Source organism: Roseovarius albus, assembly GCF_900172335.1.
GTDB lineage: Bacteria > Pseudomonadota > Alphaproteobacteria > Rhodobacterales > Rhodobacteraceae > Roseovarius > Roseovarius albus.
This window is the reverse complement of the sequence record NZ_FWFX01000010.1, coordinates 68,791-92,001: the sequence shown is the minus strand read 5'-3', so window position 1 is coordinate 92,001 and position 23,211 is coordinate 68,791. Positions and strand designations below refer to the sequence as shown.

The 23,211-nt window shown below is 51.3% G+C and carries 19 protein-coding genes; 7 read left to right on the top strand and 12 right to left on the bottom strand.

Going from position 1 to position 23,211, the window contains the following annotated elements; genetic code table 11:
• Nucleotides 1–32 precede the first annotated feature (32 nt).
• Complete coding sequence (locus ROA7450_RS15010; protein ID WP_085806694.1) at nt 33–251, top strand: hypothetical protein; 219 nt, start codon at nt 33–35, stop codon at nt 249–251.
• A gap of 94 nt (nt 252–345) precedes the next feature.
• Here the strand turns inward: ROA7450_RS15010 and ROA7450_RS15005 are convergent, their stop codons facing one another.
• The 9 genes from ROA7450_RS15005 to ROA7450_RS14965 form a co-directional block, all read right to left on the bottom strand.
• On the bottom strand, nt 346–2,928 hold the full coding sequence (locus tag ROA7450_RS15005; protein WP_085806692.1) for a right-handed parallel beta-helix repeat-containing protein: 2,583 nt from the start codon (nt 2,926–2,928) through the stop codon (nt 346–348).
• Nucleotides 2,929–3,737: 809 nt separating this feature from the next.
• Nucleotides 3,738–4,868: a glycosyltransferase family 4 protein gene (locus tag ROA7450_RS15000; protein ID WP_085806691.1), complete on the bottom strand. Its 1,131-nt coding sequence runs from the start codon at nt 4,866–4,868 to the stop codon at nt 3,738–3,740.
• Nucleotides 4,868–6,055 carry a glycosyltransferase gene (locus tag ROA7450_RS14995; protein WP_085806689.1) on the bottom strand — a complete coding sequence of 396 codons (1,188 nt, stop codon included), beginning with the start codon at nt 6,053–6,055 and terminating at the stop codon, nt 4,868–4,870. Before ROA7450_RS14995 ends, ROA7450_RS15000 begins: the two co-directional genes overlap by 1 nt.
• Complete coding sequence (locus tag ROA7450_RS14990; RefSeq protein WP_234999540.1) at nt 6,052–6,921, bottom strand: glycosyltransferase family 2 protein; 870 nt, start codon at nt 6,919–6,921, stop codon at nt 6,052–6,054. The genes ROA7450_RS14995 and ROA7450_RS14990 overlap by 4 nt, the downstream gene beginning before the upstream one ends.
• Nucleotides 6,922–6,926: 5 nt before the next feature.
• Nucleotides 6,927–7,865 (bottom strand): sulfotransferase, encoded by a 939-nt coding sequence (locus ROA7450_RS14985; RefSeq protein ID WP_085806686.1) that lies wholly within the window; start codon nt 7,863–7,865, stop codon nt 6,927–6,929.
• Nucleotides 7,866–8,086: 221 nt separating this feature from the next.
• Nucleotides 8,087–9,166 carry a glycosyltransferase family 4 protein gene (locus ROA7450_RS14980; RefSeq protein WP_085806685.1) on the bottom strand — a complete coding sequence of 360 codons (1,080 nt, stop codon included), beginning with the start codon at nt 9,164–9,166 and terminating at the stop codon, nt 8,087–8,089.
• Complete coding sequence (locus ROA7450_RS14975; protein ID WP_234999539.1) at nt 9,166–10,392, bottom strand: glycosyltransferase family 4 protein; 1,227 nt, start codon at nt 10,390–10,392, stop codon at nt 9,166–9,168. The genes ROA7450_RS14980 and ROA7450_RS14975 overlap by 1 nt, the downstream gene beginning before the upstream one ends.
• Nucleotides 10,392–11,420: a glycosyltransferase family 4 protein gene (locus ROA7450_RS14970; protein WP_085806684.1), complete on the bottom strand. Its 1,029-nt coding sequence runs from the start codon at nt 11,418–11,420 to the stop codon at nt 10,392–10,394. The genes ROA7450_RS14975 and ROA7450_RS14970 overlap by 1 nt, the downstream gene beginning before the upstream one ends.
• A gap of 194 nt (nt 11,421–11,614) precedes the next feature.
• The gene (locus ROA7450_RS14965; protein WP_503128371.1) at nt 11,615–12,328 is read right to left on the bottom strand and encodes a sugar transferase; all 714 of its coding nucleotides are present in this window, start codon (nt 12,326–12,328) and stop codon (nt 11,615–11,617) included.
• Nucleotides 12,329–12,657: 329 nt separating this feature from the next.
• Here ROA7450_RS14965 and ROA7450_RS14960 point away from each other — a divergent pair, with 329 nt between their 5' ends.
• On the top strand, nt 12,658–13,635 hold the full coding sequence (locus ROA7450_RS14960; protein ID WP_085806683.1) for a UDP-glucuronic acid decarboxylase family protein: 978 nt from the start codon (nt 12,658–12,660) through the stop codon (nt 13,633–13,635).
• A gap of 383 nt (nt 13,636–14,018) precedes the next feature.
• Nucleotides 14,019–14,309: a hypothetical protein gene (locus tag ROA7450_RS20810; RefSeq protein WP_143534477.1), complete on the top strand. Its 291-nt coding sequence runs from the start codon at nt 14,019–14,021 to the stop codon at nt 14,307–14,309.
• A gap of 74 nt (nt 14,310–14,383) precedes the next feature.
• On the opposite strand, the gene ROA7450_RS14955 is transcribed toward ROA7450_RS20810, so the two are convergent.
• Entirely contained in the window at nt 14,384–15,007 is a 624-nt protein-coding gene (locus tag ROA7450_RS14955) for a hypothetical protein (protein ID WP_085806682.1), read from the bottom strand.
• A gap of 241 nt (nt 15,008–15,248) precedes the next feature.
• Here ROA7450_RS14955 and ROA7450_RS14950 point away from each other — a divergent pair, with 241 nt between their 5' ends.
• Nucleotides 15,249–16,670: an O-antigen ligase family protein gene (locus ROA7450_RS14950; protein WP_085806680.1), complete on the top strand. Its 1,422-nt coding sequence runs from the start codon at nt 15,249–15,251 to the stop codon at nt 16,668–16,670.
• On the opposite strand, the gene ROA7450_RS14945 is transcribed toward ROA7450_RS14950, so the two are convergent.
• Nucleotides 16,645–17,019, bottom strand: a complete 375-nt coding sequence (locus ROA7450_RS14945) for a VanZ family protein (RefSeq protein WP_159454060.1) — start codon at nt 17,017–17,019, stop codon at nt 16,645–16,647. The two genes, ROA7450_RS14950 and ROA7450_RS14945, sit on opposite strands and share 26 nt — an antisense overlap.
• A gap of 277 nt (nt 17,020–17,296) precedes the next feature.
• Here ROA7450_RS14945 and ROA7450_RS14940 point away from each other — a divergent pair, with 277 nt between their 5' ends.
• The gene (locus tag ROA7450_RS14940; protein ID WP_143534476.1) at nt 17,297–19,621 is read left to right on the top strand and encodes a GumC family protein; all 2,325 of its coding nucleotides are present in this window, start codon (nt 17,297–17,299) and stop codon (nt 19,619–19,621) included.
• A 201-nt stretch (nt 19,622–19,822) separates the two neighbouring features.
• Complete coding sequence (locus ROA7450_RS14935) at nt 19,823–20,524, top strand: class I SAM-dependent methyltransferase (protein WP_085806677.1); 702 nt, start codon at nt 19,823–19,825, stop codon at nt 20,522–20,524.
• Between the two features lie 80 nt (nt 20,525–20,604).
• Here ROA7450_RS14935 and ROA7450_RS14930 read toward each other — a convergent pair whose 3' ends face one another.
• A complete protein-coding gene (locus ROA7450_RS14930; protein ID WP_085806676.1) occupies nt 20,605–21,981 on the bottom strand; it encodes a hypothetical protein in 1,377 nt (458 codons plus the stop codon).
• Between the two features lie 225 nt (nt 21,982–22,206).
• Between ROA7450_RS14930 and ROA7450_RS14925 the strand changes: the two genes are divergently transcribed.
• Nucleotides 22,207–23,181, top strand: a complete 975-nt coding sequence (locus ROA7450_RS14925; protein ID WP_085806675.1) for a sulfotransferase — start codon at nt 22,207–22,209, stop codon at nt 23,179–23,181.
• The last annotated feature ends 30 nt before the right edge of the window (nt 23,182–23,211 follow it).

The window sequence follows — 23,211 nt, the reverse complement described above, 5'->3', positions numbered from 1 at the left end:
CGCTAGAAAGCTGCTTGTAGGCGTTTGGTGATATGGCCGGGCACCTCTTTGTCCATCCGGATGGTGGACTTGCCGAGGTTCATATGAAAAGTTTTGGTCTCCTCGACGCGGTCATCGCGGGTTTTGTTGTTGCCCATGACCGGTTCAATCTCGGCGAAATGAACGTGTCGGATACGAAGAAACCGCAAGCACTCGATGACGAGATCAATTGTCTGAAGCTACTGCAGGGACTGGATGCGTCGATCTGCTGAGGCGACCAATCAGTTAAAAACGCGCCCTTCGAGAAAAACGAAGGGCGCGGTTAGACATTGCTTTGCCTTGTCACAATCGTGATAAGAGAAGCACTTAGATGAAGCTGATATCTTCGAACGTGCTTAGTGCACCGACGCCGGCATCATCGTCGCTTACCAGAACAAGTTGATCCACGCGACCGGTGAAGTACTCACCTACTTTGATGGAATAGCTGTTGAAGCCCGAACCTGTATCATATTGTTCATTAAAGTCCTGAATGCCAAGAACTTGTGATCCATCCAGTTGGAAGAACCTGGACTCCAAGTCACCTCCGTCGCCGAGGAGGGCGATGCCCTGAATTTCACCTTCGGCATCGCTCTTGAAGTCAAACTCAAGAACCGTTGACTCGGTGATTTCCATGGAAACGTCCATTGTCTTCCAAGCGCTATCTTCAAGCTGGATCGTTTTTTGGGCGTTTGTAACGGTTGCAGTTCCGGTATCCTGGCTTGCCGAGTAGCTCGAAATGGTCGTCGAACTTCCGTCGATGAGGACGCTGTCATAATCTCCGACTTCGAAGTTAAGGGTCACTTCTTCAAGAACAGAACCTTTACCACCTCGACCCGAATAGACCGTCAGCGTGGCTGTGTGGATACCATCGTCGATCTTCTCTCCGCCATAGAAGTTGCCTTTGCCGTTGTCACCGAACAAGGCGTAGGGTTCGACGTTTTCGATCCGGCTGTGTTGACCATCAAATTCGATCTTCACGCTACCGATGCCCACATCGGGATTGATAGCCTCGGCCGACAAAGTAACGTAGCGCCCTTCGAGATCGTCGCTGGACAGCTTCGCACCTTGGTTCATATCGACCAGAACTTGGTCCGTGGTTGTATCGATCAACTGGAGATTCAGAAGTTGGCTGTATGGAACCTGAGAGATCACATCCGGTGCCAGATCGGTTTCTTGCTCAACCACGTCAACCGGATCCGGATCGGGTTCAACCGGGTCTGCGACAACAGGGTCGACTGGGTCGTCCACGATTGGGTCTGTTGGTGTTACAACTGGTGTCGAGGCTTCTCCGCCGACTGTGAACTCGAATGAAACGGTTTCAAGCACGTCACCCTTGCCACTGCGCCCTTCATAGACAGTGACTTCTGCGGTATAGGTTCCTTCCGACAATTCTTTGCTACCAAAGAAATCACCTTTGCCGTTGTCCCCGAACAAGGCGAAAGGCTCAACATTCTCCATGCGCGATCCGAAACCATCGATCGAGAGTTTGACACTGCCGATATTTGGGCCACCGTCTTGCGACGTGGCATACAGAGTCAGGTATTTCCCATTGGTCAGGCTGCTATCGATGTTAGAGCTGTCCCCCAACTGAGAAATAGTCTTGTCGCTGGATGCATCTGCCAGATAGAAATTAAGCAAACTGCTTGCGCTGGTAACCGTTGTGTCGCCTACAGACGCCTCGTCATCAGGAGCTGGATCGGTTGGCTCCTCAGGCGGTGTAGGGGTCGGATCAGGTGTCTCTGGTTCCGGATCAGGTGCAGGCGTTTCATCTTTTGGTGGTGTGACCGATGGCTCCGACCAATCCGGACCTGCCATGCCCGCATAGTCAACGTCCAATGTACCCTTTCTTGGGTCTCCATAGGTTACATTGCTGATTGTCAGGTCCGTGTTGAGGTCAATAGTCACGTGATCAATGGCGCTATGCACGACATCTTGATAGGCTTTGATTTTGCCCAAGAAAGTAACATCTTCGGCGTGAATTCCTGACGCCCCTCTTGCGAGAACCATGTTTTTGCTGGTCGAACCCGTATTTTCAAAGATTGAATCACTGATATAAACATCTTGGACAATCCAATCCCTTGCATTGCTGTTATTCAACAGTTCCGCACGGTCATTGGTCGTCAATATGATTTGACTACCGCCACCGTTGTTGATGAATTCCGATCCCGTGATCGTTATGTTTCTGGCAGTTTGATCCAGGCTCAGGTCAGCCTTCTCCCAAATAGGGGTTTTGATATCCAAAGCGCTAACGCCGTTGCCAACAAAATAGCTGTCGATAACAGAGCTATCCTTGAAGCCACCGGTTGTATCAATCCCATCGCGCTCGTTATTGAGGAAAACACTATCAATGATAGTGGCATTTATTGTGCCTTCGCCGTCGCCACGCGCGGTTTTGAGTCCATCACCCAATGCATTTTCGAACAGAGTATTCTTGACTACGTGGTTCGTATTGTCACCCAACCAACGCATTTGATAGTACGCACCGTCGAAGTGCGTATCTTCAACCAACAGGTTGTCGCCAGTAACGTCAATGAAAATACCAGTGTTTCCCGAAAAGGAACTGTTCAGAATCGTCACGTCATCCGCCGCAGCTTTGATTGTGACTTTGTTGCTCTTTCCCGAGCTTGAACTCTCATGCGTCACTGTCAAATCTACCAGAGACGTGCCATCACTAAGCTCTAGCAGCGGTCTTGAGTTTGCGTCCGTATCGGTAACGTTAAACCCAGCACCTGGTGTGCTACCTTTTAAGGTAAAATTCTCTGGTATTTCGATATTTGATCCACTGATATCATACATCGCATCAAACACGAATGTATCACCAGGTTTAAAAGAATTTGCGATCGCGGCAAACTCTTTCGTAATGTCTTGACCGGCTTTCCAACCAAGGTCGGATGAGTAGAATATTGTCATTCAGGTTGCCTAACTACATTTAGGGGGCAGCGATTAAGAAACGTGAGTGTGTTTCAAATAATCCAGTTTGGCCCATTGATGATCATGTTCATGAAGGTGTGCGCGATGGTGTGAAGGGAAATGCGAACAGCGCATTCCTAACTAGCAGTGAATATACTCGAAACCTGACGCCGCAATTTCTGCCACGTCGACATCCCCTGTCTTTCTCCTTTCTCCACCCACATCTCGCTCCATTGTGTTATTTGCTGCTCATTTTTGTCTCTTACGGGCCGAAACTACGGCAATTCCGTGTTTAATTGGGCAATGTCATCACAATTGTTTCTATACAACTCCGTTTAGGTATTCCGCCCGAAATCGGAAGAAATCTGCCTATTCCAAGAGTTTCGTTAGAGGAAATTCGCCGACTTCAGGCAGGCTATGCGATGGGATAGATTCACACCGGTTTCTAAATTTTTGTAACCTTAGGTGTTGGCTCAAGACCTTAAAAAAGTATTAATATCAATGTGTAACGCCATTATAAAGGGATTGGTGTGGTGAATTTAGATTGCCAGCACTGCAAAGATTGCGCAGCTGTGCTCGCACCCTTTGGGTCGATCTTTCTACCTCCCAAAGCTTTCATTCCGATGAAATCTACAGCGCTCCTCCAAAAATATATAGGGCAGATCATTCGATTGAGATTGATCTTTTGATCATTCCCTGAATCGGAACTTGCGCAGGCGATTTGTGGTGTGGATGAACAACTTAAGGAAGTGAATCGCCGCCCAATCACCTAAACACAATGCCGAATATTCTAGATTAAGGCAGCCGAGTTAGCGCCCCACATCTGCAAACACGTCCCGCAATTCTCGGGAACATTCGTCCCACGAGAACAGTTTTGCGCGGGCAAGGCCCTCAGCAATTTTCGCATCTCTGAGGGGGGCATCCGTGCAGATGGCGCAGATGGCTTGTGCAATATCGGCGACATCGGTCGGATCCACCAATAGGCCCGCCCCGCCGGCCACTTCCGGCAGTGACGACGTATTCGACGTAATTACCGGCACGCCCGAGGCCATGGCTTCTAGCACGGTCAAGCCGAAGCCTTCATAAAGTGACGGGTGAATATAGAGCGACGCCCGGCGATATAGGGCGCGAAGCTGCTCATTGGTCACATAATCCAGCAGATGGACGCGGCTTTGTAGGGCGCTGTCATCCAGTTCCTTTAGAACTGCTTCGGTTTCCCACCCGGCGCCGCCAACCAGAACCAAATGATGATCAATTTTGTCTAGAATCAGCTTCAGTGCGTTCAAGACGCCCTGAACATTCTTGCGTGGGCTGATCTTTCCAGCCGTCAGAATGACTGGGACATCATCGGCAGGCAAATCCAGCCCCGCCAAGCATGTCATATCGCTTGGAGCGAAGAACTCCGGTGACACCCCCTCCTTGATCACGCGGATCCGGTCCGCCACATGAGCACCGAGATAACCCTCAACCTCGTCCGCAGTGGATTGCGAAACGCAGACAATCGCATCTGCGCGGGCCTCGGCTTGCCGCAGGCTTCTTTCCATGATCCAAGGCTTAGTGTTGGTGAAATATTCCGGATGCGTCAGCGGCCCCAGGTCGTGGACAGTCACAACATAGGGCTTCCGTGTGGCAATCGCATATCCCAGCGAGACCGCATGGACGACATCCACAGTCCCTCCAATCAACCGCTCAAGTGTTGGTACATCAAGATAATGCCACGCCAGCGGCGTTACCCGGCGTCCTAACTTGACAAGTTCAAGCCCCGTCTCTGCTTGCAGGGCAGACAACCGTTCAGATGATAAAGAGGACCAGGCCGCCACGGGCCGGATGGCAAGATCATCAAACTTGTGCAGTCCCTTGTACATCTCATGGGCATATCGGGTGATGCCATGGCCTTGGGCCGTTGCAAACTGGTTTGAAAAATACGCAACATTCAGCACTATGCGGTCTTTCCTTGCTGCTGGTTCAAAATCTCGGGGAAAAATCTTTCCATGATCGTATCGACCTTGGCCTGCCAGCTGTGCTGGAGCGCAAAAGCAGAAACTTGGACCTGCTGGCAATCCATGTCCGCTAGGATAGCCTCTACTGCGACAGGCACATCCTCCTCTTGCGCGATTTGCGCGACCGGCGGGTTCAGCGTTTCGAATTCGTCATGCGCCGTGGAAAGCACGGGAAGCCCGGCAGCCGTATACTCGTATAGCTTGAGTGGGTTTTGCCCGCGATAGACTTCCTGCCGCCCGCGATCATAAAGCATCACACCGAGATCCGCCGCCTTGAGGTATCGGGGCAAATCTACCGGTGCTTTCGATCCCAGCAGTGCGATGGTGTCCGGCATGTGGCGGGCCAGATCATCCGCCCAAGGCGCTTCAGGGCCAATAAGGATCAGTGAACCGCCCCGCGCTTTGAGCTCTGTGGCGAGGGCCGTAAACAATCCGGGATCACCTTTTGCCAAAACACCGCACCAGACCGCGCGGGGATGCGGCAAATGTGCCATCTCGTCTGGGATTAAGGTCTCCGCCTGATAGATTTCCAACTCGGCTCCTTGCCCAAGCACTGTCACCTTGGAGGCCGGGACATCAAGATCATTCAGCAGATAGGTCTTGAGACTCGTGCCGATGACATAAACCGCATCCGCCAACGAATAATCCTGACGCTCCAGCGGTACTACGGCCGGGCCGCGAAAGGCCGGGTAGTAATCAACTACATGAAACACGATCTGCGCTTGGGGAAAACACTTTTTCAGCGCTGCGACGCTGCCCGGAACCGTGGTCCAAATCAAATCAGGCGCCGACCGCCCCTCTGACATCACGCGAGATTGGAGCGATGGCATCATGAGGCTATATTTCAAATAAGACGCTGCCCGCGTGTTCAAAGGCCAGACATCGCGCACTGGCATGGGTGTGGCCAGATTCAGGATCCGTACGCCCTTGTCGATACGGGGGCCTTTTTTCCACTCTTGCGCGTAGCCCTTGCCACGCAGCAGATGGATAGGATCAAGTGGGTTTTCCAAATAGCTTACATCAAACCCGCGGCCAGCAAAGAGCCGTGCCAATACCTTGGTCGAGCATTGGATGTCAGAGTCCCACAACGTGGGCCGATGAAACAGGATATGGGGGGCTGTGGTCATTCAGAGGCAGTACTTTGTAAGTCCGCGCTCGACCTCGGGACTGGTTCGTTTACCCACATCTGCTTGAGGTCTTTATCAAGCTGGTCTCGTGAAATCGCATTCTGCCTGTCCCAGACCAGCGCATTGGCCCTGAAAATCGCTGTGGCTGAATGTGCTGCTGAGATGAAGCCTGGCAGGCCGTCCAGAAATCCACGCTTGATGACATATTTGCGGATGAATTCTGCAATTGGGCGCCCGACCACATCGATCCATGTGACGGGACGGTTGCGTCCCTCGACGCCTTTGGCGACTTCTTCCAGATAGGTCGTGCTTTTGCGGAGGCGCTTTTCGAAACTGTCCTCATTAAAATGGATCATCAATCCGTGAAGCTGACCGATCCGTTCGGCGGGCGCATCTATCAGGCAATCTTCGTGGAACATCCCACCAAAGCGGAACTTGTCCCGCCGCGCCAAATGGACCAGATTCCAGTCCCGCCATCCGCCGCCCTTCATAGGGCGATGCATGAAGTAGTTCAGCCGCCGGTAGCGATAGCCATCCTTCCCAGCATCACCAATGCCCTCGACTATTTCTGATGCGAGTTCAGGGCTCACCCGTTCATCAATATCCATATGCAGTAACCAGTCACTGGTGGCCGCATCAATCCCCTTGTTGCGTTGGTGGCTGAAAAACTCGCCTTCTACGCGCGGGCTTTTAAGGAATTTGACCCTGTCACCGTAGGCCTGCAGCATCTCTTCTGTCCGGTCTGAGGATCCGTCATCGACAATCACAATCTCATCCACCCAAGGCGCGAGGTTTTCCAGAAACCCCCCAATATCCCGCTCTTCATTATAGGAGATCGATACAACTCCGAGACTTGGACGCGGCATATCATTCATTTCCTTGTCGCACGTGTGGCTTTGAGTTTCAGATACACAGGGCGGATCACTCGATCTCGAAAGCGGGTGATCCGATTGCGGGTACGGGTTTTGAAATTGGGCCGCATGGCGGCAATGGTGGCGGCAGTTGGTTTATGCGGATTGACCAATTCCGCATCCTGATAGCCGAAGGCCTTGGCAATCTGCACGACCGAGCGATCAAGCTGCAAGGTGTAACTCTCATTCGCCATCCATTTCTCTTTTGATGACGTATGGACGGCACTGCCGATTTCATCTTCGTACTCCACGCCGATGAAGTCGCACAGATCTGCCAAACTCTGCTTGGGGTCTGCAATGATGTCTTCATAGCGCACCAGTTTGTACATATCCGATGGCAGCATGGACTGAATGCTTAGAAGATTGCGCTGAATGTTGAGCCAGCCGAATTGGCGCGTTTCAGAATCTGTAGAAAACAATTCATGCGCAGAATACTGGACTGCCAGTGGATTGCGCACCAGGCCGATGATCTTTACATCCAGATCTGTCCGGCGGACCCATTCCATGATCAGGCTGAGCGCACACCATTCGGCAAGGATCTGTGGTGACTTCTCGAAAAAGACCGGCTGCGCGAAGGTTTGGCACAAAGCCTCCCAACCTTCGAAAACTAGGTCCTCGTCACTCTCCGGCGGCTCGTAATCGGGCATGTTTCCCTTGAGCGTATCAACAAGATAGGTCCTCGCATTCTCCCGTGAACCATACCCACCATATTGCTTTGATCCTGAATAGAGAGCGTCAGGCCGGTTCAAAACCACCGATGCCTTGAGCCAATGATGGGTCTCAAAATAAGTGTGGGGGGAATAGTCGACGTGTCGGATGCCGGAATGCTTGCACAGTTCTTCCTGCAATATGGTCGACCCAGAGCGCTTGTCAGACAGTAATAAGACGACCGTAGGCATGTCCTGTCCCCTTGTGTGAATTCCGGATGTACCGGCATCTCTCCATCCTCAGCAGAGCGTAACCATTTTTTTTCAGAATATGTATGGGGTGAAGTAGAAAATATGAAATTGAGGAATAAATATCGGAGTTAATGAAAGAATAAGAAGCAGTTCTTACACGGGTAATCAAGGTAGGAACTGCCGTTAACACAAACACTGCAATTGCTTCGCGACGACATCTCTCAAGCATTGGCGGCCTCGTTTGTGATGGATTGATAGGCGGCAATATATTTTTCCGCCATCAGTCGCTTGTCAAAACCAACAGACCGCTGGAAGGCAGCCTTTCCCAAACTCTGCCGTTTCTCGGTGTCTTCGATCAAAGAGCAAAGGGCATCCGCAATCGCCTGCGGCTCTTTTGGAGGCACCAACAGAGCACAGGTCCCATCAGTCCCTACGACCTCTCGCAGCCCCGCGATGTCGGAGGCCACCACCGGCAATCCCGCGTTCATTGCTTCGACAGCAGCCAGACCAAATCCTTCCCAAAGCGATGGCATCAGGAAAATATCCGCCTCCTGTAAATAGGGGCCGACATCACTGACATGACCCTCAAAGCGCACGGGCGTATCCATCGTTGCGGCTTTTTCTTCCAGTTCCGCACGCAATTCGCCGTCGCCTATAATCCGGTATTCACAATTTTGCCCGGATAGTAAATCAATTGCGTCAAGTGCTGTAGGATAATTCTTGGCCTTGCGCAAACGACCTACTGATACAATTTTCACCCGATCTGTTGTGTTGCGCTTGGCATAATGGTCAAACTTCAAATGAGCACCATTCAGAATGACTTCGGTTTTGTTCCTCAAAGCCGGATACGCTGCAGTCAAACTGTCCTTTGTCCCATCGCTAATACAATAGATGTTTTCGAACCGACTATAAATCATTGGATCTATAAGGTTCCCGATCGCCGAACCCCGGCGATTGTTTGATGTGCTGTGCTCTGTAAACACCAAAGGACAGCGGATTGCGCCGACCCTTTTGAGGCCGGAGACATAAGCGCTGGTTGGGAAAAGGTGCGCATGCACAACGTCCGGCTTTATGGTCATCTCTTTGAGATATTTACGCAAAGTGAGAATGGCTCCCGGTTTGTAAGGACTCGAAAATCCGAGGGATACGGCATTTTTTAACTCGATCGTCTCGCACTGCCCTAGCGCTACCAGATGCGCATCCACGCCAGCTGCAAGCAGATCCACATGCAGGTCCTGAACAAGACGCTCAGCCCCACCGCTTTGATAACCGAAATGGTTTATGACCTGTAGAACCCGCACTATCTAAACTTCCGTAAAAACGTCTTTAGCCCCGCCGGGATGCGTTGCCGCCAGTAACCAGGAAAATTTGGATCAGGTTTAAAGGCACCCCACGGACGGGGGGTCCACTCCGGGGGCGGTTCCGACATAACATCTCGGATCATCCCTGAATAAGCATTGGCCGCGACCTCATCCGTATACTGCACCCGTGCCTCGGCCCCCACGGCCTGACTGAGCGCTGCTAGCTTTGGGCGATCTTCGTGCAACCTTGCGATGACATCCGCGAACCCCTCCGCATCGCCCAATTTCTCAATGAATCCTGTGTGTCCGGTTTCAATCAGAAAATCGGTGATGCCTGAGATTAGGCCACATACCGGTACGCACCCGGCCATCATCGCCTCAAGCAGCGCATTTGGACAACCTTCGAAATGGGAGGTGAAGAGATAGATATCCGTCTCTCCCAAAAACTGAGGAATTTCATCAGGGGTGAGTGCCCCCACAAACTCAACGCTGCCTTCGGATAGGTGGGAGGCCATCGCCTCCTCCAGCCGTGCCCGGTCCACGCCTTTGCCTGCAATCCTCAACCGGAATGGCACCCCGCGTGCCTTGAGTGCATCGACAATGGCAGGCAGATACATCACACCCTTCTGATTATGCTCCAGACGCCCGAGAAAGCCCAATTCCAAGCGCGCGCCAGTTCCGCGCTTTCGCTGGGCAGCGGCTTCAAATTTGGACGCTTTAATCCCGTTGGGGATCAGCACAATCTTGGCCGGGTCAGCTCCATAATCAGCGACCAGATCATCACGAAGCCGAGGCGTCAGGGCGACGATTCGCGCCAGCCGCTCCCGACCAGACATAGTAATGCGGTATCCATGATCAAATGCATTGGCGCAGCGTGACAAAACGCGCATACGCGCAGGCAAATGCGGGATAGCGGACAATATGCCTTCGGAATTAATCGCCATGACACAGTCGATATCGTTATCTATGCACCATTTCGTAAAGGCTTGCGCCTGGCGTTTCATGCTCAGAGACCTCTCCGCCAACCGAACACAGCCATCATCGACATAAGCCTCTTCCCAGAGGTCTGACTGCGGCTTTCCCACAGTTACGCAGTAAAGCGAGATCCCTCGCGCGGCGAGCGCAGGGCGAATATTACGATAAAAGGTGAACGTGCCGCTGTCTTTGGGTACGGAACCAAATGCAACCTTGATTGGTTTGTGCTGCTGTTCTGACATCGTGACCATCACAACAGCTCCGAAATCTGGGCCGCCAGCACTTTGGTGCTATAGCGCTCTTCCACCTTCGTACGGCCACGCACCCCGAAGTTTCTCCTTTCACCGTCATCCTCAATCAGGTGCGACAGGCAGGTGGCCCATTCGTCTGACGTGGAAACCAAATATCCATCCGAGTCATGAGTGACGACATCGCCATTTGCGCCGACATCGCTTGCCACTACCGGGATGGCAGTGGCCATATACTCCAGCGCCTTGAAGGCACATTTGTAAATGTTGAACTTGTTCTCAATCAACGGATAGAGCCCGATGTCAAAGTCAGCCACAGCGGCCGCGACTTCGTCCGGATCCGACCAGTTCAACTGATCCACCAGATCAAGCGTCAGCCCTTGAATAGCTCCGAAGGTTTCCGCTAGTTTTTGTTCACCACACGCCCCGACAATTTTTAGACGGATATCATATTTTGCCGCAAGAAGGCGTAAGGGTGATTCAAGGATCGTGGTCAGGTCCTCTACGTAATGGGCACCATTTCCGATCCAGCCCAGACAGACCGGTACGGCCTCACTTTTTGTCTGTATTTGGTATTGGCTTAAGCGGATGCCCGAAGGAATAAAATGCACGGCCCCGCCAGATTCTTGGGCCAGTGCCTCCAAATTATGGCTACCCGTGAAAACTCCATGGGTCTCGCGCATCATAGTTGCGGCATTGCGTTTAGTTACCTCTCGCTCGATCCGCGAAGGTGCATCATCTATGTCAAAAAACACCCGCTTGCCCATAATCTTGGCTAAGCGCAACAGCGCAATGTCATAACGAGAGTACTGTTTTTGAAAAATAAGAACGTCGTGACGCAGCATTACAGCTAGCATCCGCAAATAGTCACGTCGGCGCGATGTACGATGATAAGAAACCCGATGTCCGAGTATTTCCAGCTCTTCGCCGATCCAATAGCCGCGCACCCGCGAACTGGCTTTGTTGCGATCCCCCAAAAGGAGGAACGCAATCTTGAGACCTTTGAAAGCTGCAGTGGAACCTTTCGCCATCAAAAGTCGGGATCCTCGGAATTACTAACTTCCTTTACGGACGGTCTTAAAGTTGACGCCGACACGTCGGAAAATTTTAGAACTGCGTTCCAACCTTCCATAATGACATTCCCGATCTCAAAATAACTTCTAGAGATTCCAAGTTTGATCAGAATCTCACACTAAACACACCGGAAAATTATGGATTTCCTGATTTATTTTCCCAAGCCGCGCAAAACAACGCCGAACGTCCGGAAGATAATATAAAGATCCATCCGACCGCAGCAGCGCGCAACGTAGATATTATCGTACTTTGCCTTAAGAGCGGTTTCGAGCTCTCCTTCTGCGTAACCCATCTCGACCTGCGCGAGGCCGGTGATCCCGGGCAACACCCGATGACGCTCCTGATATCCGAGCACCTTGCTGGAAAAACTGTCCGCATGGTTAAAGGCATCAGGGCGTGGCCCAACCAAGCTCATCTGGCCCAAAAGCACACTGATGAAATTTGGCAATTCATCCACGCGCGACTTTCGCAGGGCCATCCCGAAGGGCTTGATTCGGCATGTCTCAACCGGCGCATTTGGATCCCGCGACTCACAGTCTGACGGAACCATCGTGCGGAACTTCCACATGATGAATGGTTTGCCGTCCTTGCCCATACGTTTTTGTTTGAAAAACACCGGACCCGGATTGACCATTGGATTTATGAAAAAGAAAAGGATCGCTAAGCACGCAATGAAAGGCATAACCAAAAGCGCCAAGCCTTTATCCACAACAAATTTAAACGCTCTGAACCTGAACGTTTTGTATTCTTTTTTATTTAGCAGTACTTCCCAGTCATAATAATCTGGGCAAACCGCGTCGCTACCGACAGAAAATTCACGATAACGATCCGAAGAAAATAGATCGAGCAATATAATACCCCCCACAACGTTAACCACAATAAATAAATTTTCACACGTGTGTGTAATTGGTGTGAATTTAATACAGTATTAATGATTGCAAAGGAAGGAAATTCTCTGTTTCGAGCCTGCACTTGGGCTTGTCAATCAACGCAACGTGGAATGATACATCCATAAAGTGTTTGCTCAATTTTGAGCATTACCCAAGGGCACTCAACGCCCTTGTTTTCTATACTCATATTCAGACTCATCCGTTCACTTATCGAATCGGTCCCTCGGGGTTCAGGTGAATTTTGACGTGACCGAACGGGAAACTATGCTAAGGCTGGAAGCAAGCAATTTCAGGATTACAATTCATGAGTGACACCCGCATCATTAACCCTACATCCAAGCGCATTCTAGTCACCGGAGGGGCGGGTTTTCTCGGCAGTCATCTGTGTGATCGTCTGGTCGAGGCTGGTCATGAAGTCCTGTGCATTGACAACTATTTTACCGGGCGTCGCAGTAATGTCCGCCATCTCTTGAGCGCGCCTAATTTCGAGCTGATGCGCCACGATGTGACATTCCCGCTGTATGTGGAAGTTGATGAGATCTACAATCTCGCTTGCCCAGCATCACCGATTCATTACCAGCACGATCCAGTGCAGACGACCAAGACTTCAGTTCATGGCGCGATTAACATGCTGGGCCTGGCCAAACGTCTGGACGCCAAGATCATGCAAGCGTCTACATCAGAGGTTTACGGCGACCCGGACATCCACCCCCAACCCGAAACCTACTGGGGCAATGTGAACCCAATTGGCGTTCGTTCTTGCTATGACGAGGGCAAGCGTTGTGCCGAAACCCTGTTTTTCGATTATCACCGTCAACACAATTTGCGCATCAAGGTTGCCCGGATCTTCAACACCTATGGTCCGCGCATGCACCCCCATGACGGGCGTGTGGTGTCAAACTTTATCATGCAGGCTCTCAAGAACGAGGACATCACCATATTCGGCGATGGTCAGCAGACCCGCTCATTCTGCTATTGCGATGATCTGATAGATGCCTTCATCCGCCTGATGGACACGCCTGATGATGTAACCGGCCCGATCAATACTGGCAATCCGGGCGAGTTTTCTATGCTGGAGCTGGCACAGGCAGTGATCGACCTGACTGGCACTAAGTCCAAGATCGTTCACAAGCCGCTGCCGCAAGATGACCCCAAGCAACGCCAGCCAGATATTACACTGGCCAAAGAACACCTCGCTTGGGAACCCAAAATCCCTCTGCGCGAGGGGCTGGTTCCAACGATTGCCTATTTTGAAGGCCTCGTGAAAGAAGGTTTTGCGTGAGAGCCAAAGCGTGAAACCTGCTGTTGTGCTTGAGGCTTTCGCTGCGCGAGCTGGGGATCATGCCATGGGTTTCTGGATCCTTACCCTTTGGAATCGACATGCAACGCGAGACGGGCATTGTGGCAGCTTTAGGCATCTTCGCACTGGCCACGCTCGGCTGTGTCGCCGTTTTTCCACATATGCCCGATGGGTCGCTGCTGCCCTTCTGGTCGTGGCCTTTAGCATGGAAGTCGCGCAGTTTTCCCCGCGACACAAGGGGCAGATCTTGCAGTGAATTGCATTGGCATCTTGGGTGAAACTTGAATTTGCCATGCTGATGGACTTTTGAAAATATATCGGGTATTTTGTACCGGTTATTGTGTTGTGTATTGTGGGGATTGCTCATGACTAACTTAAAGATACTTGCTTTAGCAGCCAGCTTCGCCTGTTCTGCGTCATTCATTTCAACAGCTTATGCGGACACTGTCGGGTGTTACAATTGCAAATCATACAACTCTTATGATTCCGCTCACTGGGATAGAGTCATTGGTGAACTGGAAGGCTGGATGTCGTCGCACGGCAAGTACCATCCGTATTACTACACGATGAAAAAACATCTGGTGAATGCGAAGTACAAAAAGAAGTATCGCAACAAGAATTACCACGGCTGTAAGGATGATGTGAGCCCCAGCTGAAGCGACCTGCGCTTCTTCAAAACCCCAAAGTTTTGTCCAACGTCGATATCCCCGCAGGATCCGGCGCGTACTGCTTAACTGCTTGAGTTCGCATGTCCAAGGTCATCCAGCAAGGCACGAACAGGATCAGATTCAGGTATCAAGCTTTCAAGATAGCGTGGCGATTGCTCCCTTAGGATCAAGACATCCTGACGCGCCGATGCTATCTCCTGATCGGATAGGGCCACCACCTGCTCGGGCGCATGCATGCTGGTCTGATAGATCTGCATCACGAGCTGCAATCGCAACGGAGCAAGCTGCACGTTATTTGGTGCAAGCTCCCATGACCGTTCAAGACTATTACGCATGGCCTCGATTTCGCTGATACGCCCTTGGGCCTGCGCCAGATAGACCCAACCCGAAGCATTGGCCGGATCTAATCGCAAAGACTGCTTGATCAGATCTTGTGCTTTGTGAGCGCGTGCATCCAGTTCCTCGATACTGATGATCCCGGGTTCTCCGGTGACCGGATCATAGGTCGTCCCAATCTCAAAGAGATAGGTGTAGCCAAGTTCGAGCATATATTCTGATCGGTCGTAATGCGCCGCAGCATTGGGCACCCGCCAACCACCAAACACACTTTCCGCCCGGACTTCGCTGTTAAACGCCGGGCTGGTTTTGAACACAGCCGCGAAGTTCACGACCGCGCCGATCAACACTACAGCGCACAAACAACGACATAAAATCTTTCCCATAGGCATACCCGGCAAACAAACGCGTGGGTCATAGTGTAGGCCTCGCCCCGGCATCTGTCTATCTGTCTGGACCAATACGCCGGAATCTGTGACAACACGATACAGGTGTGTCCTTGTTACAACGCTCAACGTCGCAGTGCATCGTCGGGACTGTTGGCAGCAATTAGTGAGCGGTAATTAGGTAAACCTGTGGAACTGTAGTGCTATGAAAACGAAAGAACGATTCCCCCGTCTGCAATGGTCTCTTCTATGGGCGTTGATGGGATGCGTCTTATTGGCCGCCGTGCCACTGGGGGCAAACCGGCCCGTCTCATGGTCTCTGCTATCGCTCGCAGTTGTGATTATTTTTAGCCTCCAGTTGCTGATTGACTGCGCGCAACGTACCCCCAAGCAAACAAAGGGGCTATGGCTGCCTGCAACGCTCTATCTGGGTGCGGTCGCGTGGGGTGCAGTCCAGCTTGTTCCCGGTATGCCGGCGTCCTTCATCCATCCGGTCTGGACGGCCTTGGGCGATGTGCCCGGTCGCATCTCGGCGGATCCGGGGCAGGGGCATCTAATCGTCATGCGGTATCTGTGCTATGCGATGATCTTCTGGGTCGCGCTGCGCGCCTCTATTTCCACGGCCCGCGCTGAAATGATGCTCAAAAGCATCGCGCTTGCCTCAACTCTCTTTGCCATTTATGGGCTTTATGCCTTGGCGACTGGGCATAACCCAATTCTGGGAGAGGGTGAGCACAGCCGCGTCGTGACCTCGACGTTTGTCAACCGCAACAGCTATGCAACTTTTGCAGCCTTCGGCATTTTGGCAAATATTGCTGCCTATCTGCATGTCATCAATGACACTCCTGCCAACGACAACCATTGGCAGAGCCTTGTGCGGGACCTCTTGGAGCGGTTCTTTGGGGGCGCTTGGATATACGCTCTTGGCGCCTTGCTTTGTATGGGGGCGCTGTCCCTGACCCAATCCCGCGCAGGTGGAATCGCTGCCCTAATTGGGTTGGTGGTGTTTGTGGCGACATGGAAAGGCAAAGGGCAACGCTGGAATCCTTGGCTTTTAATGGCTGTCGGCGCAGTGGTCGGGTTCGTTATCCTGACAAGTGCAACCAGCATGACCAGTAGGATCTTGGCAACCGAAGCCGAAAACGGGCGGTTCCTGATCTATCCCGAAGTGGTGAATGCAATCGTGGATCGCCCTCTATTGGGTCACGGGATGGGGGCGTTTCACGATGTCTTTCGCCAATATGTGCCCGCCGAGGCCGCGATTGGTGAGTGGGTCAGAGCGCACAACTCTTATCTTGAGAACATTTTTGAATTTGGCATTCCCGCTGCTGCCGCCTTTTATCTCGCGCTTTTACTCATCGTCATCCGTATCTATCGTGCGACCGTGACCCGCAATCGCAACCGTGCGTTCCCGTGCTTTGCCTTGGCCGCCATTGCGACGGCGGCCACCCATTCCCTGTTTGATTTTAGCTTGCAAATGCCCGCCATTGCGGCGTTGTTCGCTGTCATTCTAGCACTGGGTTGGACGCATAGTTTTTCGACACGAAGCGCGCGCATCAGTAAGACCGCACAAGAACCATCGTCACCGGCATCCGTAAATGCTATCGCCGAACCTGTACCCGAATAGTTCGCTTGAATTTCAGCATGACCTTATAAAAGACCCAAGCCAGCGCCACTCCGATCAGATTTCCGGCTAAGTCGAGCAGGGAAAAGCTCCGCCCCGGCAGAACCACCTGAACTAATTCGAACGCCACCGCCAAGATAAGCACCACAACGACCATGCGAGGGGCTGTCTCAACCCAGCCCAAGCAACTGGCAGCGCCGAGAAAGAAGAACATCAGCATATGGGCCAGGAAGCCTGAAATCGGCGTTGGGGCGACCAACAGAGTTTCCCCACCCAGACACAGCCAGGCCAGTGCCAGAAACACCACAATCGCCGCGATGCGGACAATCCGCTCTATCGTTTCAATCCCCACAATCAGCACCTTCTTGTGCACCAGACTTGATTAACAAAACTCGGACATTTTTATAACACACTGTCCGCGTATCATTATAACATGTATATGATTTCTTGCCCCGGCAAGCAAAAAGCTGCTATCTTGATGTGGATGTACGGAGAAGGCATATAGTGTACAATCACGCCGCCCCTGACAAACAATCGTTTGCCAGAAAGTTGCTATTCTCGGCAGTATTAGGTGTAGATTCGAATTTTAATTTTCGTCAAAAGTTGTTTCTAAATCAGGTGTGTATAGAGTGACAAATTCAGTTGAACCTTTGATCTTACCACGTCCGGTGAACATGACCCCTCCCCAGCAAGACCCTGCTGAACACGTCGATGACACGATCGATATCCGCGGGCTTGTTTCAAAGCTCTGGGCGGGAAAATGGATTATCGCGATCTGCCTGCTGATCGCCTATGTGATTGGCTATCTTTCCACCTCTCAGATTGTTCCCACCTACCGGGCAGACGCAACCGTGATGTTTGACATTCGACAAAACAACATCGTCGATCTACAAGATATCCTGGGCGAAGAGCGGTTCGACAAGGGTAAGCTGGAAGATCAGATGCTGATCTTGTCGTCGACCAGCCTGATTGAACGGGTGGTCGATCAGCTTGATCTGGACCAGGACCCTGAATTCAACCCGGCTTTGCGTGAATACGAACCCAGTCTCCTGGATCGCGTCAAGAGCTTTGTCTCGCTCCCCCCTGGGGTTGCTGATATCTTGAGGGATCTTGGTTTGATGGACCCGCCAGAGGGGCCAGTCGAGTATACCGAGGCAGATCGGATCGCACGCGAAGAGCGCCTGCGCGTGGTGATTGTGGAAAATGTCAAAGATGGCTTGTGGCTGAATCCCGTCGGTGATTCTCGCGTGCTTCGTATTTCCTTTATCTCAACCGACCCGGATACAGCCGCTGATGTCGCCAATGCGACTGCCAACCAGTACATTGTCGACCAACTCGAGGCCAAGCTTGAAGCCACAACGGCCGCGACCAGTTGGCTGAGTGTCCGTGTTGATGAGTTGAGAACCCGCGTTGAGGAAGCAGAAAACAAGGTCGAAGCCACCCGCTCAGAACTGGCTGCGGAGCAGGGCCAAAGCCTTGAGATCACCGAACAGCAATTGGCGGCTCTCAACGCTTCATTGGTGCGAGCCCAAAGTGAAACCACACGACTTGAGGCAGATTACAACCGATTGAAGAACGCATTGGATGATCCAGATGCTCTGGACACAGTTTCAGAGTTTCGGGCATCGCCGGTGATCGGTGAAATCAGGCAACAAGAAACGGATCTTGCGGCGCAGGTCATAGCGCTTAGCGCCTCTGTCTCGCAGGACAACCCGTCCTTGGTCTTGGCCAAACGGCAACTCGAAGAAGTGCGCAAACACATCCGCGAACAGGTCCTCGTTGAGGCTGGCAAGATCGTTGCTGCCGCCCAGAACGACCTGATCGCCTCACAGGAACGAGAAGCGACCTTGGTCGGCCAAGTGCGCCAGCTGGAGCAGAATGCCTTTAGCCAAGCGGCGGAAGAGGTGACATTGCGCCAGTATGAGCGCGAAGCCCAAGCCAGCCGGGTGCTTTACGAAAGCCTCCTCGCACGGTTGCAAGAAACCAATGCGCAGAAAGATCTGCAAGCAGCGGACGCCCGCATCCTCTCGCCTGCCGAGGTTCCGCTTTATGCGCGATCTCAACAGCAGCGCCGCACCATGATGCTGACTATGTTCCTGGGCGGGGTAGCTGGTATCGGGATCGTCTTCCTGCTGAACATGCTGAACAACACTTTCCGCTCTCCTGATCAGCTAGAGGAAATTTCCGGCGAAACGGTTCTGGGGACCCTGCCGTCGATTGGCACGCGAATGAAACGTCAGGCCGTTCTGGAAAACCTGCGCGGCAAACCGAATTCTTCGCTAGCGGAATCCGTCCGTAGCCTTAGGACCAGCATTCTTTTCTCTAACGTAGACAACCCACCCAAGGTGGTGATGTTTACATCCAGCGTTCCGCATGAAGGCAAAACCACAAGCGCGATGCTGGTGGCGATGACCAGCCGCCAGATGGGCAAATCGGCGATCATTGTTGATTGCGATCTACGTCTGCCAGCACTGGCCCATATGATCAAGGACACCGAAGATCGCCCCGGATTGCTGTCCGTCATTGACGGGACAACCCCGATCAAAGACGCGATCTATGAAGAGCCAACTTCGGGCCTTCATGTGCTGATGACCCATACAAAGGAACGTCAGGGTTCGATCAGCGCTGCCGACGTGCTGTCTTCAAGACGCTTTGAGCAGCTCATTACAGATCTGAGCAAGACCTATGATCTGGTCATCCTCGACACGCCGCCGGCGCTGATGGTCACTGATGCGCGGATCGTATCAAAGCTGGTGGATGCGGTTGTCTATGCGGTCCGCTGGGACAAGACCCCACGTGGCGCGGTGCTGTCAGGCCTGAAGGAAATGCGCACTGTGGATGCGCCGATTGCCGGCCTTGTCATGACAATGATCAACGAGGCGCGCGCCGCAAAATATTCCTATGACGGTTACAATTACTACAAAGGCAAATACCGCGACTATTACGGTAGCTGATCGATTTGTGCGCAATAGTCATCTTGTCTGACCGCAACAACAACGCTCTGTCGCCGGCAAGCGAGTCTTGTATAGTCTGCCCTCCTATAAGATCGCAGCCTCGACTAAAACCGATCAGCCCGTTATGCTTTTCGAATAAATTTCTGAAGCGGGCCAAGACGACACAATCTGACGAGTCATTTTATTTATTGCAGAAGAACTATGAGCTTTCTTAAATTCAACAAAAAACTATCCTTATCTTTTGAACGCGCTTTAGGGTATTTTCCGGATCGCAGCAAAATTTTGGAGAATATTCAGCTAAAAGGTGACGTCGCCGATATTGGTGGCGGGAAACAACCATATCTCACCCAAAGGCCCCCAGAAATTACATATACGGGCATTGATATTGATCCTGATGAATTAGAACGTGCGCCCCCGGGTATTTATACTCAGACGATCGTCGCAGATATCACCCAACCGCCACTGGATATGAAGTTCGACGTTATTTTATGCCGTTATACTTTGGAGCATGTTACTGACACGAATGCCGCGCTTCGCGGTCTATATGAGATGATGAAGCCCGATGCGGTTTGCTACATCAGCGCGCCATCCCGTCATGCAATATTCAGCCATATCAACAAAATATTGCCCGAAAGATTTAAAAAGCGGATTTTGGTCAAATTATACCCGTCGAAACACACAGATGGCTTTAAAGCATATTATGACAAAATGTCCCCCTCTGAGATGGCAGAGTTGATCAAATCACAGGGTGGGGTTGTTGAACAAATTCATCGGGTGAAATTCTCCGGTTACTTTACATTTTTCTTCCCACTTCACCTGTTGTGGAGAATGGTCAGTTTCGTCCAAATGTTGATCTTACGTGATTACTGCGAACGGTTCGAAATTGTTTTTAGGAAAAACTGAACGACTGGCGATGTCTTTGTTTGAAGAATTTGGATCCGCACTCAGGATTTTGCCTGAGTGCTGCCCCTTCCTGACACTCCTTATGCCGGCTTATGCATCACCTGTTGTAACACATGTTTCGGGGGAACCTCCGATTGCAGAGGGAATTTCCGCAGAGTGCTCAAAAGCCCAAAGATAAAGAAGAACATCATGGCACCCCGCGCTGTCGATACCATCGCGTGCCCAAAAAGCACCCAGGGAACTAAACCAACCATAGACAGAAAAAGTGCCTGGCTATAGCCCGACGAGGCAGTCCATCGCCGTCGTCTCAAATGCCAATAGGCAAAATAGAACCCGTTCAGCATCAAGAACATATAGACGAACGAGGAAATCAAGCCGCCAGAATAGTAAGATGAGGCAAACAGAGCGTGGTTAGCACGTCCCGATACCTGAGCGTGAACATTCCACGATCGGTTGATGGCGTTGCCCTCGCCGGCAAATATGAACATCGGATGTTCAGCCGCATGATAAAACGGGTCAACATAGGCTAATATCCTCTCGCTTTCACGCTCATCTTCGAAGGGATCATCGAAAATTGCGGCGGTTCTATTGGTTATTCTTTCAAAAAAGAACACCTCCGATTTTATGCCAACTGATCCTACTAACACGAAACCTATCAAGACAGGAATCAATATACCTTTTCGAACTGCCGGTGCCCGCAGAAAAATGGCACCCAAAATGATTAGAATCATACCCGCGATAGGCCCCCGAGAATAGCTCATCAAAACGCCGAGTGGTGCGAGAGCACAGGCCACAAGCGCCAGGTTTTTCCAGAAGCGGCTGACGTGTATTTTTCCCCAGATCAGCAAGGCCGCAAGAGGCCACATCAGGTTGATAAACGTCGCACCCAAAATCGACACCCCGACTAACGTGCGCCCTCTCACACCAGAATCACCTTTTGAAAGGTACTTTTCAGCGACCCGCTCGCTGGCCGGGTCGAGGAAATTGTTGTCCAGGACAAAATTGGTCACAAAGCCTCGGGTCATTGGTAGAGATGTCAAAATCATCATTGCGCTGGTGATCAGTAATCCAAGAACAATCGCCTTGAGAATAGGGGCAAAATCTTCTGGACCTCTGACAAGTCTTCCCACCGCGAAAAAGACCAAAAAGGCGATTGTCATTCTTATAGCGACGTACATATGTTCGAATACGTTACCCGTTTTTACAAATCCGACCGTCTCTCCGATAAGCCCGAAACACAGCAATAATACTACCGCCACTGCGAAAGGCTGCCCTATTGAACCAAAGCCCGGTCGCTTGAGTGCAAAATAGGTCATCAAGAGGATAACGAAATCAATCATGTAGACCGGAACCGGCCCTACTCTGATATTTAACTTTGGGACGCCAGAAATGAGAAAGGCAAAAACCACCAATGTAAGGAGCCCAAGTGGCATCTTGTCTGATTTCGCAATCGCCATAAAATACCTGTCTGGCCTTTGTTTCAGTCGTTAACGTGTGTTCAAAACTTCTTATGAAAGTGAGTACCACACTACCGCAAAGAACGGCAATTTATGACCACAAATTTGAAGTCTCGAGTGTTGCAAACCCGCCATTTCTAAAAGGCGCAGTGATAAAGGCGCTCGGTAGAGGCGAAAATAAGTGTTAGAAACATGTAGCGATTTCAAGAACCAGCCTTGCTGCGCATGGCCAAGTTAAATTTTTCGGCTTGGAATAAAATGGAAATGAATTCACCCAAAGTAATTTATATCACTGGCCTGGCATATTCTGGCACCACGCTATTTTCAGCGGCCTTAGGCTACAGCAAGAGCTTTTTCAATGCCGGCGAAGTTAACTATCTGGAAAACGACTATCACCACAAAAAAATTTGCTCGTGCGGTCAAAAAGTGGATGATTGTCCTGTTTGGCGGCCTGTTCTGAATTGTGTGAAGAGCGATTCTGAAAACCAGATAGAAACGCTGACATTCTCTCAGGATCAAACTCTGAGAACCATTGATAAGCGCTCTAGACCATTGTGGATCAGGCTCTTGACGTTACTTGGAGTCCGCCCGGAATATCTCTTTGAAAAAGAAGAGCTTAAAGACTACGCACTGCGCCACCAAAACTTCATGCATGAGCTGTCATCAACATTGAATGTCGATTTTGTAGTGGATGCTTCAAAAAACTTCACACGCCTGCAAGTGCTGCATCAGTATTCAGACTTTCCAATACATGTCATTTACGTTCGCAGATCACACATTCAAACCTACGCATCCCGCCTAAAGCGGGCAAAACGCCGGAATAGATTTTATCTTCCGCTCTTCGCTCCGGTATATCTAAGTGTAATTCTTTTTCGGGTTCGCGGTCTCCGCCGCCAACTTAAGGTCTTTGACCACAGCAATCTAAGCATTGTTGACTACGAGGCGTTTATTGACGATCCGTCATCCGTCGAAGCCCAGCTCACAAAAGAGCTCGGAACTCCTGTCGAGCTTGGCATTTGTGGCAATGAATTTGGGCTGGATCACCTGCATGTTTTCACGGGGAACATTTGGCTCGCTCAAGCGGCCAAGACAGGGGAAAAAGTCACCATAAAATCCGGTGATGGCCGCGCAACTCTCTCATGGTTCGAGAAACTCTCGTATCGAGCATTCTCGCCCCTGTTCAAGCTGCTCGGAGATTAATCTTGAAACCGTAAGGCTCAGTCCCTGCTT